This is a genomic window from Hellea balneolensis DSM 19091 (genome assembly GCF_000428525.1).
Lineage (GTDB): Bacteria > Pseudomonadota > Alphaproteobacteria > Caulobacterales > Maricaulaceae > Hellea > Hellea balneolensis.
Genome location: NZ_AUAC01000003.1, coordinates 162,402 through 180,492, shown reverse-complemented (window position 1 = coordinate 180,492; position 18,091 = coordinate 162,402). Strand labels below are relative to the sequence as shown.

The 18,091-nt window shown below is 50.2% G+C and carries 15 protein-coding genes; 9 read left to right on the top strand and 6 right to left on the bottom strand.

Going from position 1 to position 18,091, the window contains the following annotated elements; genetic code table 11:
* Positions 1-14 precede the first annotated feature (14 nt).
* The gene (locus tag F569_RS0106835) at positions 15-764 is read left to right on the top strand and encodes a sulfite exporter TauE/SafE family protein (RefSeq protein WP_034387978.1); all 750 of its coding nucleotides are present in this window, start codon (positions 15-17) and stop codon (positions 762-764) included.
* Here the strand turns inward: F569_RS0106835 and F569_RS16930 are convergent.
* Positions 721-1,761 carry a DMT family transporter gene (locus tag F569_RS16930; protein ID WP_051279506.1) on the bottom strand — a complete coding sequence of 347 codons (1,041 nt, stop codon included), beginning with the start codon at positions 1,759-1,761 and terminating at the stop codon, positions 721-723. The two genes, F569_RS0106835 and F569_RS16930, sit on opposite strands and share 44 nt — an antisense overlap.
* On the bottom strand, positions 1,758-2,213 hold the full coding sequence (tadA, locus tag F569_RS0106825) for a tRNA adenosine(34) deaminase TadA (RefSeq protein ID WP_034387975.1): 456 nt from the start codon (positions 2,211-2,213) through the stop codon (positions 1,758-1,760). Before tadA ends, F569_RS16930 begins: the two co-directional genes overlap by 4 nt.
* 36 nt (positions 2,214-2,249) lie before the next feature.
* On the opposite strand from tadA, the gene F569_RS16925 reads away from it, so the two are divergent.
* From F569_RS16925 to F569_RS0106805, 4 genes are all read left to right on the top strand, one after another.
* Positions 2,250-3,257 (top strand): pseudouridine synthase, encoded by a 1,008-nt coding sequence (locus tag F569_RS16925; protein WP_084168883.1) that lies wholly within the window; start codon positions 2,250-2,252, stop codon positions 3,255-3,257.
* Positions 3,257-3,817, top strand: a complete 561-nt coding sequence (gene rsmD, locus F569_RS0106815) for a 16S rRNA (guanine(966)-N(2))-methyltransferase RsmD (protein ID WP_026941590.1) — start codon at positions 3,257-3,259, stop codon at positions 3,815-3,817. The genes F569_RS16925 and rsmD overlap by 1 nt, the downstream gene beginning before the upstream one ends.
* A 68-nt stretch (positions 3,818-3,885) precedes the next feature.
* A complete protein-coding gene (locus F569_RS0106810; protein WP_084168881.1) occupies positions 3,886-4,749 on the top strand; it encodes a glycoside hydrolase family 16 protein in 864 nt (287 codons plus the stop codon).
* Between the two features lie 221 nt (positions 4,750-4,970).
* Entirely contained in the window at positions 4,971-6,257 is a 1,287-nt protein-coding gene (locus tag F569_RS0106805; RefSeq protein WP_154813670.1) for a hypothetical protein, read from the top strand.
* Positions 6,258-6,382: 125 nt separating this feature from the next.
* Here the strand turns inward: F569_RS0106805 and F569_RS0106800 are convergent, their stop codons facing one another.
* Entirely contained in the window at positions 6,383-7,162 is a 780-nt protein-coding gene (locus tag F569_RS0106800; RefSeq protein WP_026941587.1) for an SEL1-like repeat protein, read from the bottom strand.
* A 147-nt stretch (positions 7,163-7,309) separates the two neighbouring features.
* On the opposite strand from F569_RS0106800, the gene F569_RS18845 reads away from it, so the two are divergent.
* Positions 7,310-7,732, top strand: coding sequence for a hypothetical protein (locus tag F569_RS18845; protein WP_051279505.1), 423 nt, complete (start codon positions 7,310-7,312; stop codon positions 7,730-7,732).
* Between the two features lie 22 nt (positions 7,733-7,754).
* On the opposite strand, the gene mutL is transcribed toward F569_RS18845, so the two are convergent.
* Both mutL and F569_RS0106785 read right to left on the bottom strand, forming a co-directional pair.
* On the bottom strand, positions 7,755-9,608 hold the full coding sequence (gene mutL / locus F569_RS0106790) for a DNA mismatch repair endonuclease MutL (protein WP_026941586.1): 1,854 nt from the start codon (positions 9,606-9,608) through the stop codon (positions 7,755-7,757).
* A gap of 85 nt (positions 9,609-9,693) precedes the next feature.
* A complete protein-coding gene (locus tag F569_RS0106785; protein WP_026941585.1) occupies positions 9,694-10,227 on the bottom strand; it encodes a DUF3035 domain-containing protein in 534 nt (177 codons plus the stop codon).
* Positions 10,228-10,713: 486 nt separating this feature from the next.
* On the opposite strand from F569_RS0106785, the gene F569_RS0106780 reads away from it, so the two are divergent.
* Complete coding sequence (locus F569_RS0106780; RefSeq protein WP_026941584.1) at positions 10,714-11,247, top strand: hypothetical protein; 534 nt, start codon at positions 10,714-10,716, stop codon at positions 11,245-11,247.
* Positions 11,248-11,359: 112 nt separating this feature from the next.
* Here the strand turns inward: F569_RS0106780 and lspA are convergent, their stop codons facing one another.
* Entirely contained in the window at positions 11,360-11,887 is a 528-nt protein-coding gene (lspA, locus tag F569_RS16915; RefSeq protein ID WP_051279501.1) for a signal peptidase II, read from the bottom strand.
* A gap of 175 nt (positions 11,888-12,062) precedes the next feature.
* Here lspA and F569_RS0106770 point away from each other — a divergent pair, with 175 nt between their 5' ends.
* Positions 12,063-15,437 carry an autotransporter family protein gene (locus tag F569_RS0106770; protein WP_026941583.1) on the top strand — a complete coding sequence of 1,125 codons (3,375 nt, stop codon included), beginning with the start codon at positions 12,063-12,065 and terminating at the stop codon, positions 15,435-15,437.
* Positions 15,431-18,046, top strand: a complete 2,616-nt coding sequence (locus F569_RS0106765; RefSeq protein ID WP_324603227.1) for a [protein-PII] uridylyltransferase family protein — start codon at positions 15,431-15,433, stop codon at positions 18,044-18,046. Before F569_RS0106770 ends, F569_RS0106765 begins: the two co-directional genes overlap by 7 nt.
* The last annotated feature ends 45 nt before the right edge of the window (positions 18,047-18,091 follow it).

The following is an 18,091-nucleotide window of genomic DNA, read 5'->3' as shown; positions in this document are numbered from 1 at the left end:
GGTAAGATAGTCGCATGAAAATCGCCGCGCTGATTCTTATCTCTGCCGCTATCACGGCCTGTATTTCAGGTATATTCGGCATGGCAGGCGGCATGATCTTTATGGGCATCATTGCTTCTATCATGGGCGTAGCTGAAGCCATGGTGGTACACGGTGCGGTGCAGAGCGTGAGTAATTCGTCCCGGGCTTGGCTCCTTCGCCCGGATATTCGGTGGGATATTTTGGGCTTCACATTGCTGGGCGCGCTTCCAGCAATTGCCGTTCTGGCGTTTATTGCCTTCGTGCCGAATAAAGCCACACTCTTTATTGTGTTAGGCTTACTGCCCTTTATACTCTGGCTTCCTAAAGGTGTGTTCCAAGGTGACGCGGCCAAGCCCGTCCATGCAATATTATGTGGTGCTGTGGTGATGGGGCTGAACCTGTCCGCGGGTGTCGCGGGCCCTGCACTGGATTTCTTTTATGTAAAAACCAGCCTGACCCGCAAAGAAATCGTGGCGACTAAAGCCGTCACCATGTTTGCGTCTCATATGGTCAAAATTATCTATTTTGGATTGCCACTTATCGCAGCTTTTGGCCTGACCACCTTACCGCCGCTCTGGGTGTTTGCGGTGGCTGTGCCCTGCATCATTTTAGGGACATATGTCGGGACCCGTATTTTGCACCGCCTCTCGGATGTGCATTTCAAAAGCTACACAAAATATCTGGTGACGGTCGTCGGAATTATTTATCTGTGGAGAGGTTTGACTTTAGCGGGGATGATATAGCCCGTCTGTCAAAGTAAGTATAAAGCGCAATACCTGATACAGTGATGAGCGTGCCGACTCCATCTATCGACGCGAAAGGTTCACCGAGGACATATATCGCGAGAAAAATTGTGGAGACAGGCGCAATCATACCGACTGCGGAAGTTGCTTGAGGCCCAACGCGCGAAATCGCCAGATTGACCATAAAGGACGGCAACAGCGTTGAGAAAAACGCCAGCGCAATACCCAAGAGCCAAATACGCGGCGGCAAGTTCAACACTTCTGACACATCGCCCAACACTACGTTCTCAAGCGTGAAATGCACTGCAATCATGACGCCCGCACCCAGCATGGCGCAGCAGGTAAAGACCGGGCTTGTCAGCCGCCCTATCATGGGCTTTGCGAAAAGCTGAAAGAACGCGAAACACGCCGCGCAGAGCAAAACCATGGCAGAGCCCAAAGGCACATTAAGCCCGACAGCAATATCACCGCCCGCAAAAATTAAACCGATACCCGCATAGGCGATGAAGACGGCGAAGACTGCTTGTTTGGTCAGCGGCTTTCCAAAAAACATCGCGCCAAAAATAAAGACGAAAATGGGATAGGTGAACAGTAGCAGCCGTTCTAGCTGCGCGGTGATATATTTAATCCCCTCAATATCCAACCAAGCGCAGATGTAATAGCCTAGCAGTCCGAGGCACGCGGCGAGCGCCATATCCCGTTTCAGCAATGGCGGTAGGCCTTGCTGCCTGCGCCGCCGCAAGGCGAGCCACAATATTAGTCCATAAATCGGCGTGGAAAACCCAAGACGCATTGCCATGATGGTGATGGCTTCAACGCTGTTAATTGCCATCCCGTCTACAGGCTGATAAATCAACTTAACAAATATCGATTTCATCGAAAAGAAAACCGTCCCAATCAGGGCCAAAAGGTAGCCCAGATTTCGGCCCCCAAAACCCGAGCTTTGCGCCTCACCCATAAGCGGCGCGGTAGTGACTTCACGCAGGTTAGTTTTCATTTTCTTCGACGCGCTTTGAAAAAGCCCTTAAGCAATTCCGCGGATTCTTTTCCCAAAACCCCGCCCGTAACCTTGGGTCTGTGATGGCATGTTGTTTGTTCAAAGAACTTTACGCCGTTTTTCACAGCGCCGCCTTTGGGATCACTTGCGCCGTAAACCACACGGCCAATCCTGGCATTTGAAATCGCCCCCGCGCACATGGTGCAAGGTTCTAACGTCACATAGAGGGTGGTCCCATTTAAGCGGTAATTATCCACCTTATAAGCGGCGTCTCGTATAGCGAGAATTTCTGCATGTGCCGTTGGATCGACAATACTGATAGGGGCATTTCCGGTTCTCGCGATAATCTGCCCCACTGCATTGACAATCACTGCCCCGACAGGCACTTCCCCGCAAGCAGAAGAGGCTTGCGCTTCATGGAGCGCCTCGCGCATATAGTCCTCATCAGTCATATGCCCTCTTCATATGAGCGGCGAATAAGGTCAACCATGGAATTTAATCCCAACGGCGAACGCATCGCAAAATTCCTCGCCCGCTCAGGTGTCGCCTCGCGGCGTGAATCCGAGAAGCTGATTGAAGCCGGACGCATTAAGGTCAATGGCAAAACCCTAACCACGCCAGCCTTTAAGGTCACAGAGAAAGATGTGGTATTATTTGACAATAACCCAATCGCGGATAAAGAGCCGCCGCGGCTTTGGCGCTATCATAAACCAGACGGCCTTGTGACGTCGCACAAAGATGAAAAGGGCCGCGAGACGGTGTTTGACAGCTTGCCCGAAGAGATGGGCCGCGTCATTTCTATTGGCCGTTTGGATATTACATCAGAAGGCCTTTTGCTGCTCACCAATGACGGTGAACTCGCGCGGCAGTTAGAGCTGCCTAGCACGGCGTGGCAACGTAAATACCGCGTCAGAGCCTATGGTCATGTAACCCAAGCCGATTTAGATGGGCTGAAAGCTGGTATAAAAATTGACGGTATTCTAACGGGCCCGATTGAAGCCGAGCTTGAACGCCAGAAAGGTGATAATGTATGGATTGCCGTGATCTTGCGCGAGGGAAAGAATCGTGAAGTGCGCCGCGCACTCGATACGCTTGGTCTGCACGTGAACCGCCTCATTCGTGTGTCTTACGGTCCCTTCCAATTAGGCAATTTAGATAAAGGCGAGGTCGAAGAAGTCAAAGCCCGTGTTCTGCGACAACAGGTCGGGCACCTTATCGATGTGCCTGAACCACTAGCGCGCCCTCAAGGACAGCGCGTGTCTAAACCTAAGCGCGGCACCCATGCCAGCGCAAAACGCTTCGCCAAAGACGGGAAGAAAGACGACGGAAAGCCGGCGCCAACGGGCCGTGGTAAATTTGCACATAAGCCAGCCAAGAAAAATAAGTCTGGCGGCAGCGGTTACGGCGGAGGCTCAAGCGGTGGACGTAAGATGAATTTTAAGGGCAGCGCAAAAGGAAAGCCTACAGCAAACAAGCCAGCCGGGCGGCGTAAATAATGCGGATAGTTTCAGGCATACTTCGCGGCAGAAATATTGCCACCCCTTCAGGTAAAGACACACGCCCGACCAGTGATCAAACACGCGAGTCTATTTTCAATATTCTTGCCCATGCGGATTGGGCGCCGCAGCTTGAAGGCGCTATTGTTGCGGATATATTTGCCGGTAGCGGAGCACTTGGATTAGAAGCGATATCGCGCGGGGCGGCGTTCTGCCTTTTCGTTGAAACCGAGCCCAAAGCCCGCGGCGCTATCAGAGAAAATGTCGATAAGATGGGCCTCTTTGGCTGCACACGTTTGCACCGTCATAACGCAACCAAGCTTAAGATCGCGCCCGGAAATCTCCGCGGCCCCTTTACCCATATTTTCATGGACCCGCCTTACAATAAGGGGATGTGGAAACCTGTGCTGAGACGCCTAAAAGACTATGACCTGATAGCCGAAAATGGCATTATTATTTTAGAAGAAAGCAAAGACGCGGAATTAGACCCAAGAGGCTTTGAAGTCCTCGCCGATAAGACATGGGGTGCGGCGCGGGTTTTGTTTATGCGTCTGGCTTAGGGTCTGTCTCGGGCTCGGCACGAATGAAACAGTCTTGTCCCGCGTAAAAACACCGCTATCATTCTATAATGAGAACCATTTTATACGCCCTCACTCATACAGCCTTGGCTTTGTTTGCACTCTGCTGCTGTGCAGCAGCCATGGCACAGGCCACGGACCAACTGGTTCCTGCTCTGCCCCAAGGCTATGGCTTGGTCTGGTCTGATGAATTTGAGGTTGAAGGCCTGCCTGACCCCGCGAAATGGGCTTATGATACTTACCGCAATAAAGATGGGTGGTGGAATGAAGAGGAACAATATTATTCAGAAAGCCGTGCCAAAAATGCACGTATCGAAAAAGGCCATCTTATTATCGAAGCGCATAAAGATGGCGATGTATTGAAAGATTTTATGGATTACGGCGGACAGGACTATAGCTCTGCCCGTCTCTACACCAAAGGCAAGAGCGCTTGGCAATATGGCTATTTTGAAATCCGCGCAAAAATGCCGTGCGGGCGTGGTTTATGGCCCGCCATTTGGACATTGCCTGAAGAGCCTGGTGCGTGGCCCGATAGCGGCGAAATCGATATTATGGAATATGTCGGCCACGATAAAAAACGATTCCACGCAACGGTACATACTGGCGACTATAATCACCTACTTAACAACCAAGTCGGGGAAACCTTAAAGGTAAAAACAGCTTGCAAGGCCTTTCACACCCATAGTCTTTTATGGACGCCTGAAACCATCACCGTGGCTATGGATGGCCAAGATTATTTTCGTTATGAGAATGACGGCCAGGGCGAAAGCAGCTGGCCTTTTGATCGCCCTCACCACATTATTCTGAACATGGCCATAGGCGGAACGTGGGGCGGGAAGAAAGGCATAAGCAAAAAAGCTGTCCCCGCACGGATGGAAATAGATTATGTGCGGATTTATCAACTGAGAGAGTAAATCCCTATTTTTAACAGTTTTGGGAAAAATTAGCTCAAATTGACAGACAGACTTCCACCTAAACAGGTCAATTTATGGTTAAATCTGTTTAACGGCATTAGGCACAGTCATTCAGTCCTAGTAAATAAAGCGTAAAATATACTTATGTTATGATGCGGCAATTATTATCTATGATTTGCCCGGGCTTATTGATGATGAGTGCGCCCGCATATGGGCAAATAATGACCGATAATTTGGAATTAAAGCGTGTTCCAAATGTGGGAGCGGCTTGGCAAACTGTCGCTCTGGAAAATACTTATAGTGATGCGATAGTTGTCTGTACCTATAACTTGCCCAGCGCAGCTTCGCCGCCCGTCGTAACCCGCATACAAAATATTACCTCTACCAGCTTTCAGCTTCGCATTCAGCAATATGAAAATAGCTCTGTCGTGACACCATCTGACGTACATTGCGTTATTTCCGACGAAGGCGCTTATAATAGCGGCGGGCTTAAATACGAAGCCCGCAAGGTAATTTCCGATCAAACAAGCGGGCTTTCGGTTCCGGGCGGATGGGGAAATATCAATAATGAAGACGTGTCATCAGATATCACTCAAACATATGCCAATCCACATGTTGTCGGACAGGTCATGAGCTTCAACGATGCAAATGCGAGTGTATTTTGGAACTATGATTGCGACTCGCGCGGCAATGGCGCATTCTTTTCAGGTCAAGCGGACGGTATATGTGTGGGCAAACATATTGGCCAAATTAACGGCTCCCGCGCGGCTGAAACACTGGGCTATATTGTCATCGAAGCCAGTAGCGGCACAGTCAATGATATCTCGTTCGCTGCCGCCGTAGGACCGGATAGCGGTGCGGGCGTTGGCAATAATCCACCCTATAATTACACGGTCTCAGGTGATTTTGACATCGGCATTCTTACACAGCAAGGCGAGGATGGGGGTCAAGGTGGGTGGGCTGTCCTTTATGGTAACGATCCCCTTCCCTCTAACCAAATCAGCTGGGCGATTGATGAAGAAGTTGTCGCTGGTGATAAGACTCGAACTCATACATCCGAGAATGTTGGTTATTGGATTTTTGATAACAATCAAGCGCCAAATATGACTGCTAATAAAGACGTTAAGATGTATTCGGGAAATTCTAGCCCTTATGCCATTCCCGGCAGTGACGTTGTTTATGACATTAACGTTGAGAATTCAGGAAGCGGCGCCATTGATACAGATAGCCTTGAAATTATTGACGCCATGCCCGCTGAGCTCAGTTTTAAAACGGGGTCTGTAAGTTTTATAGATAATGATAGCGGGCTAACATTTAACCCTGTTACGGATTTGGCTTTTTCTAAATCTGTAACTGCGCCAGCTAATTTTGCAGCGTGTTCTGATACGCCTTCTGGAACTTATGACCCAGACATCACATTTATCTGCATAGCCCCCAAAGGTAGCATGAGCGAAGGCACATTAACCCCGAGTAGCTTTACAATAGAATTTCAAGCGGCGGTGAAATAAGCAGGGTATTAGCCGTCAAATATTGTGTCGAAAATGAGCCTTGCGATATCCGTGGCTATCGTCGCGATTTTGGCAGACTGAATTTCACTAAAGGCGATTTACATCACCGTATACATTAAACACAGTCAGAACAGCTCCTCATGACCCTTAATCTCAAGGTCAGCTTCATAAGCCTCAACCTCTTTCGCGCTGAAACTCTTAAATAAGGCTTCAAAGGCCGCATGAGCTTTGCGGTAACCCTTTTTGGCTGATCTATCGTAAAAGCGGGCGGCTTTGATTTTATCTTGCGGACGGCCATGACCATTCTCACAGGCATGCCCCATCAGGTAAAGACTCTTCATGTGGCCGCGTTTGGCCGCAGGCTCTAAATGTAAAAACGCTTTGGTATAATGCCCTTGCATATAAAGATCTCGCCCCGGGCGGTAATTTTTATCCGCGCCATTACTAAGCATCCGGTAGCCCATGCCCATAGAAAAGTGAGCCAATATCCAAGCGGGTATAAGGGCTAAAATAGCAAAAGTAACAATTCCGCCAAAGAGATGTCCGCCATCAAACACAAACCGAAACAGTCCGTTAAGGATCACCATTCCGGGAATAGCTATCACGTAGAAACGGCGGAATTTACGGTGACGTTCCGCAAAATAAAACGCAATCGCGATGATAAAAAGAACGATGAAAAAGCGCTGCCATCCCGATAGGGCCACCTCTTCCCAGTGTTGGTTCATCATCGACAATGTCATAAGGCCGATGATGAAAGGCGCAATGACAAGCACGAGCCAGATAAAAGGATTGCTGGCAAAATAGCGAAAATGGATTCTGATAAATCCCGGGATACGCAATCCAAACGCCAGCGGCAGATATTCTATCACGGCTGCTTTCAGATTCTTTTTTGAGAGTGGGCTCATAGACTAGAACTCTACATTGATAACGAGTTACATTCCTATCGTACTGACCAGACTTTCGCAGAAAAAATAACAATTGTGTAAAGTCGTAAATCAAAACTTAGATTGTTTCGTGTATCCCTCTTTCAAACGAACAAAAAGAGGCAAATTATGACACTTTTAACCTTTGAATCGAAGCAATTCGATATCATCAATGAGCCTCGTAATGATATCAATCTAATTTTTGGACATTCGTTAGCTGAAATGCTTCGCCAAAACTTTAAACAACGCGGTCATGAGACATTTGATGAAGTTGAGACAGAAGATTGGGGTTGGTATTTCGATACAAAAATAGATGGCCAAAACTACATGGTCGGCGCTATAGCATTTGTTGATACTCATCCTGAAACAGAAGAACCAGTGATTGACGACGAACCAATTGGATTTCTAGTTCAATTTGACAAATACCGGGGCTGGAAAGACGTACTGCTTGGAAGAAATAAACTTACTCCAAACGACCCAGTCATTTCAATAACTGAGGCTATTATTAAAAGTGAAGTCCTTGATTTGCAGAACTATGAGCGGGAAGTTTAAATACTAGTTTTCATTAACTTTGTTAACGCCGCCCAAATAGCCGCTCAATATCCGCGAGCTTCAGCTCCACATAAGTCGGGCGGCCGTGATTGCATTGCCCGCTATGGGGCGTGGCTTCCATGTCTCGCAGGAGCGCATTCATTTCTGCGCCGTTGAGCCTACGTCCTGCGCGGACGCTGCCGTGGCAGGCCATGGTGCCGCAGACATGTTCGAACTTTTCTTTGAGGCTCAAGGCTTCGTCATATTCGCTGATGTCATCGGCGAGGTCTCGGAGCAGGCTCTGGATATTCATCTCCCCCATAAGCGCGGGCGTTTCGCGCACGGCCACGGCTCCTGTGCCGAAGGGCTCTATGACTAATCCCATGTCGGCGAGTTCGTCTGCGCGGGCGAGCACACGCGCGGCATCGGTCTCGCCTAGGTCTACGATATCGGGAATGAGCAAAGCCTGCCGCTCGACGCCTTTACCCGCCATAGCCATTTTCATACGCTCATAGACGAGACGTTCATGGGCAGCATGTTGATCGACAATGACGATGCCGTCATTTGTCTGGGCGACGACATAGGTCTCATGAAGTTGTGCACGGGCTGCGCCGAGTGGATTAGCCGTAAAATCTTTATGTTGGGCGTCGGGGACGTATCCCTCCGCCTGATATCCCTCACCTATTTCTTCGACTTTGGCCGAGAAGCCATAATCATTCACTGTCATCCCATCGACGAGTGGCTGCATGGCCGGATCATGTCTGTAGGGCATCGGCGCACCCGAGAAGGGGCGGTTATAATTTTGCTGAAATGCATATTGCGGCTGTTCCGCTTGGATTTTGCCTAGCGCATAATCGCTAACTGTTGTGCTTGCGCGGTGCCCCGCAGCCGCCAAAGAATGGCGAATAGCGCTGACAATAAGCCCCCTGACCAGCCCCGGATTGCGAAAGCGCACTTCGGTTTTGGCGGGATGGACATTCACGTCCACATGGTCACTTGGCAGGTCGATATAGAGCGCCACAACTGGATGGCGGTCCCGCGCAAGAAAATCCTGATAGGCTCCGCGCAGCGCCCCATGGAGCAGCTTATCCCGCACAGGCCGTCCATTGACGAATAGAAATTGATGCTGGCTATTCCCGCGTGAATAAGTCGGCAGCCCTGCAAACCCCGACAGGCGAATGCCCTCGCGCTCTTTATCAATCTCAATCGCATTTTGTCCAAAATCCGCGCCGAGGATAGAGGCGAGACGTGCGAGGCGGCCCTCTTGGTCATTGCTTTGCCGCGCGACTTTCAGCGTCGTGCGGGTTCCGTTAGAGAGCGTCATGCCCACAGCAGGATTCGCCATCGCGAGGCGTTTGACGATATCAGAAATAGCGAGAGACTCGCTGCGTTCGGATTTGAGGAATTTCAGCCGCGCAGGCGTGGCGTAAAACAGATCGCGCACATTTACCCGCGTGCCATGCAGTCCAAAACGGGGCGCGGGGCGCGGTTTAGACTCCGCTCCGCCCTCCACCGCGATTTCCCACGCGCTGTCATCGCTCTCGGTTTGTGACGTAATAGTTAGCCGCGCAATAGACCCGATAGACGGGAGCGCCTCTCCTCGAAACCCCATGGAATGAATATTGAGCAAATCCCACTCCCCCGCCTCATTGGGCGAGAGCTTGGAGGTCGCGTGGCGTTCTATGGCGATGGGCAGTTCCGCCGGGCTCATCCCCTTGCCGTCATCGGTAATGGTAATAGCCGCGCGGCCGCCATCCTCATAGCGGATATCCACTTGGGTCGCCCCCGCATCAATCGCGTTTTCAACCAATTCTTTAATGACGCTAGCCGGACGCTCGACCACCTCACCTGCCGCAATGCGGTTGACGGTCTGCGGCGGCAAGCGGCGAATCGATATGGGATTTGTAGTCACTAAAAAAGCCTAACCGCAGTGACGCGATTAGGCCAGAAATTCAATCATGTCCGCTGTGGACTAAAGCGGCTTATAAGCCAGGCAATTTGGGGCCGCTCGGCCGCTTCGTAATCTCAACTTCACCGCCGCCTGTGGCGGCTTGCATGGACTCCATGCGGCGCGCTTCGATCTCAGGATCCATTGGCGCGCCATTTGGCGTTACAACCTTGCCGTCTTTCCAAAACAAAACCTGGTCGGAAAAGCTTTTCGATTTACGCTCGACGGAATTCACGCCGTCAATTTCCAAGCGAATTTCCTGATTGGCACGTCCGACACCCGCTTTGGACATAAGCACGACTTCGCCGCGCGTCGGCTCAGCCTCGTCAATATCGCCAAGCAAGGCTTCACGCGCAGATTTCTGGCTGTAATTATTATCAGCCGAGCTCGTCCCGACTTGCGGGGGGCGCAGATTATATTCCGGCGGCACAACCAAAGGCGCTTTGGTCAAAATGTTAAACTCATTAGGCGCATTTTTTGTAATGCCAAGGGCCTTGGAGGTGGTCGTACAGGCCGAAAGCCCCATCGCGCCGCAAGCCGCCGCTAACATTAAAGTCTTAAGTCTCATGTCGTGAGTCTCCAAAATTTCAGACACGTCATAACCAAACAAACACCCCACGCCAAGTGACGATATGTTTATTTATGCAGATGACGGAGAGAATGGACAGAAGGACTGAAAACTTGGTGGATGGTCTGTATCTTTCTCTCTGAGAACAAAGAAGACGGCGGGCAAAGCCTAAAAATCGATCCTGTGAATCGATTTTAGTCGAATAAGGCCACGGCAGTGGCTTTTGGCGGTGTGGGGGCTTAGGAGACGTTGGACGAAGTCTAAAAATCGATCCTGCGAATCGATTTTAGTCGGATAAGGCCACGGCAGTGGCTTTGGGTTGTGCGGTGGCATTGCGGACCTTAACGAATGCGAAATGCCGAACATTACCAGCGGCCGTTATGAGGCGATTTTAGGACGCTCAAAGACTGTCTATGTTATTCGACGCGCGGATATCAAAATTACAAAGTCATTGACACTGAAGTTAAAATGCATTTTGGATTCAAAATGCGAAATTTTGTCTCTCCTCTCCGAAATGCACTCAATCTGTTTATTTTAGCTGTAGCTACATTTTGGTTGTCTGCATGCGCGGGCGACGTGGAAAGCTATCAAACAGAGATGCACAAATTTAAATGGGGTAAAATGCATGTCTGGATGGGACACGGACCTGGCACTATTTATGGTGATAAAGAGGGAGCTGGATATCTATTGGTAGACTTTTCTTTTAAGAAGAAGGTGTTGCAAAAAGGTTGTACAATCACTGTTGAAGAGGTGTATTTAAAGGACCCTAGTTCGGGGGCCATTCTGTTAGATATTAGCGGTTCCGGACAGTCAGTTTCAGCTCCTTTAGTTAAGAAAATTGGTCAATATAAAAATGGACAGATTAGTTTCCGTAAATTTCCGTTTGCTTACAACCAGTCATCTTTTCCTTACGATGTAAAATTAAGTATGGTTTTTGACTGTGAAGGCAAACAAAGCCCTTATATATTTGAAAAAAAAATTAAGTTGCGCATGGTGCATTCATGGCCTTGGCATCGTTAATCTAAGGTTTTTTACCGTGCTTGTAACACCCTCCTTCGCGGAATAACTGTTCCACTGAGCGGCCTTCTTAGGGCGACTTAAGCCTCTTGCGGGATGTCTGCAATGAGGATTATTAAGACTCCGCCGTATCTACCTCATCCTCTGTCGGCTTTATTAGGAAACTCGCCAGTAACAGACCAATCACGCCGCAGGTTATCGCGCTGTCGGCGATGTTAAAGACCCAGTGAAAGCCTATTTCGCCAAAATTTATGAAATCTGTGACCGCGCCAAAGAAGAAACGGTCAATGCCATTGCCAATTGCGCCGCTAATGATCAGGGCGATTGAGAGCTTGGTGAGGCGGTCTTTACTTTGGGTGAGCGCGTAAACGAGCACGCCGCTCATGATAAAGGCAAAGGCGGTTAGCAGCCAACGTTTCAACGGACTATCCCCTTGGAGCAATCCCCAGCTAATGCCCGGATTACAGACCAACGAGATATCCATCGGACCTGGAATTTTATGCTCTACACCGGGGCGCAGGTTCTGCTCGCATATATTCATCGGCACATTGAAAGACTGAATCACGGCATATTTGCTCCATTGATCCAGAATGACGAGGATCACGGGTATCACGAGCGCATATATCAGAAGCGTCTTTTTCATGGCGCACGAGTTCGCATGGACGCCGCGATTTGGCAAGCCTGTTCGTGACGCGCGTAAAAACCACTGTAATCCTTCGGGAATCTAACAATTCTTTCATTGGCGTCGCCGGTTTTTGTGGTTACAACGATGAGGATTCTTAGGGCTCTTCGGGCCCGATTACCTATGGGTTATTTGTATGACGAGCATAACGTCCACATTCCGCGCTTCTAAGCTCCTTTTGAGTTCAGTCAGCAGCGCCGCTATTTTATTCGCTTTTGCTCCTGCGGCCATAGCTCAGATAACAGTAAATGATGACCGCACTGCGCCCGTTGAAACGGATGGCCAAGACGTCACGATTGAGAGCGGCGGAACAATCACGCTTGAAACCCCCGGCCCTGCGCTGACGCTGAACTCGGATAATGACATCAATAATGCCGGCACCATCACGATCAATGATGTCGATAATGCTGTCGGGGTAAGCCTCGAAGGCGGTGCAGATCGGAACTATGTCCAAAGCGGGAGGATAAACCTCGTCGAAGACTTCACCAATACGGATACAGATGATGACAATATTGTTGATGGTCCTTTTGCAGAAGGCACTGGCAAAACAGGTATTCTGATATCAGGGGCCTCACCTTTCGAGGGTAATGTTGAACTCGCCTCTTCTTCTATTATCGATATTGAAGGCAATGATAGCTTTGGTATCAACTTGTCCAACACAACCATGGCGCAAAACGGCCTGACAGGGAATTTGTCTTATGATGGACGCATCAATATGCGCGGAGACAACTCAACAGGCATCAATATAGGTTCCGGCATTAGCGGGGACTTTGCGCAAAACGGAACCATTACGACATTGGGTGAAGGCGCTCAGGCGATAAATATTGACGCCGATATTCAGGGCGGCTTCACGAGCTCTGGCGCGATCACTAATACAGGCTACAGATTTGCGACACGCCCGGGATTATCAAATGCTGATTCGGGCGCTTCAGGGCGCGATACATTGGGCGTCGAAGACTTACTCCAAGCCGGATCAGCCCTTAGCATTAGCGGAAATATCGCGCGCGGTATCTATTTTGACGATAACAGGGATGACGTCTTAGATGATGACGGCAATCAGACCTTCACAGATGAAGGCAATGTTATTCAACAGCTCGGCACAGCGGGCTCCATTGTCCAAAATGGCTCCGCCCCGGCTGTCTTAATTGACGGCGAAGGCACACCTATTTCTATTGGCCTTGTAGCCGCCATTACAGACCCTACGGCAGATGGATTTGACGAAGATTTACAATATGCTTTCGTGAACCAAGGCACCTTGCAAGCTAATGGCGTATTTGACGATATAGACGCAACGGTCTTTTCCGTCTCTGATGCGACATTGACAGGCGGTATCAATAATACCGGGTCAATGACAGCTTCAGCCTTCCTCGCACCGTCAGAAAGAACAGAAAATGACGAAGTTGGCGGCGCTATCCTCACCCCAGGTGATGGTCACGCCCGGGTTATTATTTTAGGCGACAACGCCATCGCGGACCGTATCAATAATTCAGGTATCATCATAGCAACCTCCTCGGAGGCCATAGATTTGGTTTATGCGGACCCTGACAACCCTCTGGCGCTAAATGGCCGTTCAGTGCAGGCGACTGCGATTGATATTGGAGCCTCAGCCGAACTGACCAGTCTTGTTAATAGCGGCACGATCAGCGCTCTGCTTGTCGGCCGTGAAGGCACGGCTTATGCCGTAAGAGATCAATCAGGCACTCTTGTCAGCCTCACAAACACAGGGGCCATCGGGGCCTTGGGCAACACATCTGACCCGAGCGGAGAAGCGGACACAAATTTCACACTGATCGCGCTGGATGCCTCACAAAATGCGAGCGGTTTCACATTTGTTCAAAACCGCGCCGAAGATACAGACCTTGATGATGAGATTACGCCAGCTGATCCAAATACATTTGGCGATATTCTGCTAGGCAGCGGCGATGATACCATGACCGTGACGGCCGGTAACGTGATTGGTGATGTGGATTTTGCTGGCGGCAATGATACGCTTGCACTGTCAGGCGGCTCAACGATCAGAGGCGCCCTATCAAATACGGGCGGTCTCGACATTACAGTTACCGATGAAAGCACCCTCGCCTTAACGGCCGCTCAGAACACAGCCATTACCTCAGCCTCATTTGACAGCACATCAACTTATAGTCCTGTTTTAGACGGCACGAATGGCACGGCGGCAAGCTTAGTCTCGTCTGGTGATATAACTTTTGAAAGCGGCGCAACAGTCGCGCCGACTCTCACTAATGTTGTCGGTATCGATCAAACGGCCTTTACCATTGCCCAAGCGGGCGGCACACTTACGGTTGGCGATATCGCAACACTGGCGTCCGCGGACTCCCCTTATCTGTTTAATTCCAGTTACGATGTGATCGGTAATGATCTGGTCATTACGCTCGACCTACGAAATGCAGCGGAACTTGGCCTCGACCAAGTCCAAAGCGCGGCTTACACACCGGCTGTCCAAGCGCTGCGCAGTAACACAGACCTTGGCGATGCCTTTGCCAACATTACCTCGCAAAGCGATTTCAACGCGGCCTATAATCAAATCCTGCCGGAATTTTCTGCAGCAGCTCGTCAGTTTGTTCTGGCTAATGTAGACGGCGCAACGGGCGCAGTAGCCAACCACCTCGACTCTGTGCGGCGATCACCTGATAAGCCAGGCGGCGCTTGGCTCCAAGAATTTGCTTATTTTGCGGATCGTGACCTTGCGGGCCTATCCGAACAATATCGCGGTCACGGCTTTGGTTTTGCGGCCGGCCTTGATCGGGCCATCGGCCCCTTCCACGCCGTTGGCGTAAATGTTGGCTTCGCCTCCACCGAGATTGAAGACGTTGTTGGCATCGACGAACCGCTTGATGTCGTCACCATACAAGGCGGGGCCTATGCAGGATGGGCCAGCGGAAATCTAAGTGTCGATGCCTATGCCGGCGGCGGCTATAACGACTTCGAACAAAACCGCCGTGTGCGCATCAATACATTCTCAGGCGCAGCTCAAGGTGATTGGTCAGGTACACACATAAACGGGTCTGTGCGTGCAGGTTATGATATGGAATTGAACGATAAGTTTTGGTTCCGCCCCACCGTCAGTGTCGATTACTTACGCTTGTCAGAAAAAGCTTTCACTGAGACCGGAGATGCAGGTGTTGCACTTGATGTAGACAAACGCACAAGCACAACAGGCTCCGTAACGGGTATGTTTAATTTTGGCGCGAAATTCATGGGCAAACGCACATGGATTCGCCCGTCAATTCGGGCTGGTTACCGTCAGGAATTCCTAAAAGACCCTGTAAATACCAGCTTCCGCTACGCCGGATTAGTGGGCGAGGATGGCCAGACATTCAATTCTGAAACCGCCATGCTGCAATCGCTCCTCTTCCCGGATAGCGGCTTTGTCGTCGGATTTAGTGTTGCGGCGGGATCAGCCTATTCCTCTATCGGTTTTGACTTTGATAGTGATATACGTGATGGCTTTATCCGTCATACAGGCCGCGTTGTGGTGCGTCTGCTATTCTAGGAAAACTTGCCGTAGATAAAATTCAGTTCAGCCCTTTTCTCTCGGGGCTGATTGAAAACTCCGAGCATCCCACAAATATAACAGCGCAAGAAGCGTTAAACGCTCTTGAGTGCATAGACACGACTTCGCGGGAAGCAGCTTCGGACTTATTGCGCCTAAAACAAAAATTTGCTTTAGGGTGGAGCGCTTTAGCGCTTTCACCCAACGCTGACTTCAAAACCTTGGGCGCGTTACAAAGCGAATTCGCCGCTCGTTCGATTGACGTAGCCCTACAAACCGCGTGGCAATTAGAAGCCAAATCTCTAAAACTTAAAAACCTGCCAGACAATGTTCCTGGGCTCTTCATTTTAGGCCTCGGCAAGCTTGGTGGGTTAGATCTGAATTTCAGCTCCGACGTTGACCTAATCGCCTATTACGACCCCGATAAACTGCCCGTGCCAAAGCATATGGGTCAAAGCTATGTGGTCAATAAAGTCCTCAAAACCATGGGGCAAATTTTAAAGCCTCGTAACAGCCCCGACTTTGTTTGGCGCGTCGATTGGCGGTTACGCCCCGAAAGCTCCGCAAGTCAGCTCTCCATGTCCACCGATATGGCCCAAGATTTTTACTTCTTCCGCGCCCTGCCATGGCATCGCCTGGCCCTTATGAAAGCCCGGGTCATTGCGGGTGACGCTGAGGTCGGCAAAAATTTCCTTCAAACCATTACACCTTTCATCTGGCGCCAGAATCTTGACTTTCGGGCGCTTGATGAACTGGCCCATTTAAAATCTAGGATTAACCTTGAGCATCCCGCCTTACGCCAACAACGCGCCGCACCACAGCCTATCACAGCAGACGCAACTGGGTTCAACGTTAAACTCGGCAGCGGCGGAATCCGCGAAATTGAGTTTATCGCCAACGCGCAGCAACTTGTTTGGGGCGGGAAACAATATGAGCTTCGTACGCCGAATACATTGGAGGCGCTTGCGCATTTGACCCGGCTTGGCCACATGAAAGCGGATATCAGTGACCATCTGAGCCGCGCCTATATTCGGCTCAGACAGGTTGAAAACGCTATTCAAATGCTCGGCAATGAGCAAACCCATATCATTCCGCCTCAAGGCGTGGCGCGGCAAAACCTTTTAGCCTTATTGGGCGAGACCGATTGGAGCGGGTTCTGCCAAGACATAGAACTCCTACGCCGCTTCATAAATAAGCAGTTTAAGTTAATCTTCGAAATCGCCTCAGAAGAGACGCCTATATCTGAGAGTTTTGAAGCCCATCTGGACGCACTTAGTCCTGCCGCGAAAGAGGTTACCCAAAACTGGCTGAACGGTTTTTTCGTGCGGTCCAATAAGGCAGAGCAGTTTCAATCCCTTGGCCAAGCCATGCTTGAGCGGATATTTTCTGCGTCAGTGGCGTCCGATGAAGCTATCATCCGCGTCAATCAGTTCTTTGCCGCATTGTCCCGGTCCGAGCAATATCTGCATCTGCTTTCGCGTAATAATGATCTGCTCGACACGCTGATCCCGCCGCTTCTTTATTCGCCGCATATGACAGTTCTGCTAGAGCAATCGCCCCATATTATAGACGTGTTTCTTTCCCCACAAACAGGGCTGGATACGGGTTTTATCTTTCAATCCGAAGATTATGAAACGCGGCTTGAGCGTCTGCGGCGCTTTGTAAATGAGAACCTTTTTATCTCTTATACGCAATTTATGAGCGGCGGTAGCGCGGCCTCTTTACAGGCAGAATTAACGCAGCTTGCAGATATAACCATAGGCGCGGCACTTCGTATCGTGGCTGATGATCTGGGATTGACTCATTTACCATTAACCGTCTTGGGGCTTGGAAAAATGGGGACATCCCGTATGTCGCCGCTATCCGATATCGACCTTGTTTTTATTTTTGGCGATGATGCGGATACGGACTTGTCACATAAGATTGTGCGCCGCCTCCGCACCGCCCTCACCGCGAAGCTCTCCGAAGGCATAGCCTATGAACTCGATATGCGCTTGCGCCCGTCAGGGCGTTCGGGCCCGCCCGCCGTAAAGCTCCAAAGCTTTATAGAGCACCATGCGGATCGCGCCCATAATTGGGAACATATCGCGCTGGCCCAAGCGCGTATCGTAGCGGGGGATGACATGCTTGGGCAAAAGGTTATGGAGGCCCGCAAAGATATTTTGATGCGGCCGCGCGACATCACGCAATTCCTAAGCGACGGAAAAGCGATGTGGGAGATGATAGAGGTGCAGCGCGTCGATAATACGCCGGCAGATCACTTTAATTCTAAACTGCGGCCCGGCGGTTTAATGCAAGCGGAATATACGGAGAATTGCTATCGTCTTTTAGGCCAAGATGCGCAAGCTCTGAGAGCCCCGATATTATTTTGGTCTAAGCTACAGCTTTGGGAAAGGCTCTTGGGCCTGACAGGTAAGCCCCTTACTGACATTCCAAAATTTTACCGCGATAATCTTTTAGTCCAGTTTGAGGTCAATAATTTATCCGCCCTCGCTAAACTGCAAGCCCGTCATGCGAAAGCCGTCCTGACGCAGTATAATGCCATATTTAAAGAGGTGAGCTTACCGACACATTACGAATCCGCGCGTATAATATGGGAAGAGAGATAAAGTCCTTGCCCCTACGCGTGGATGATTCATATTGACGACTGATTC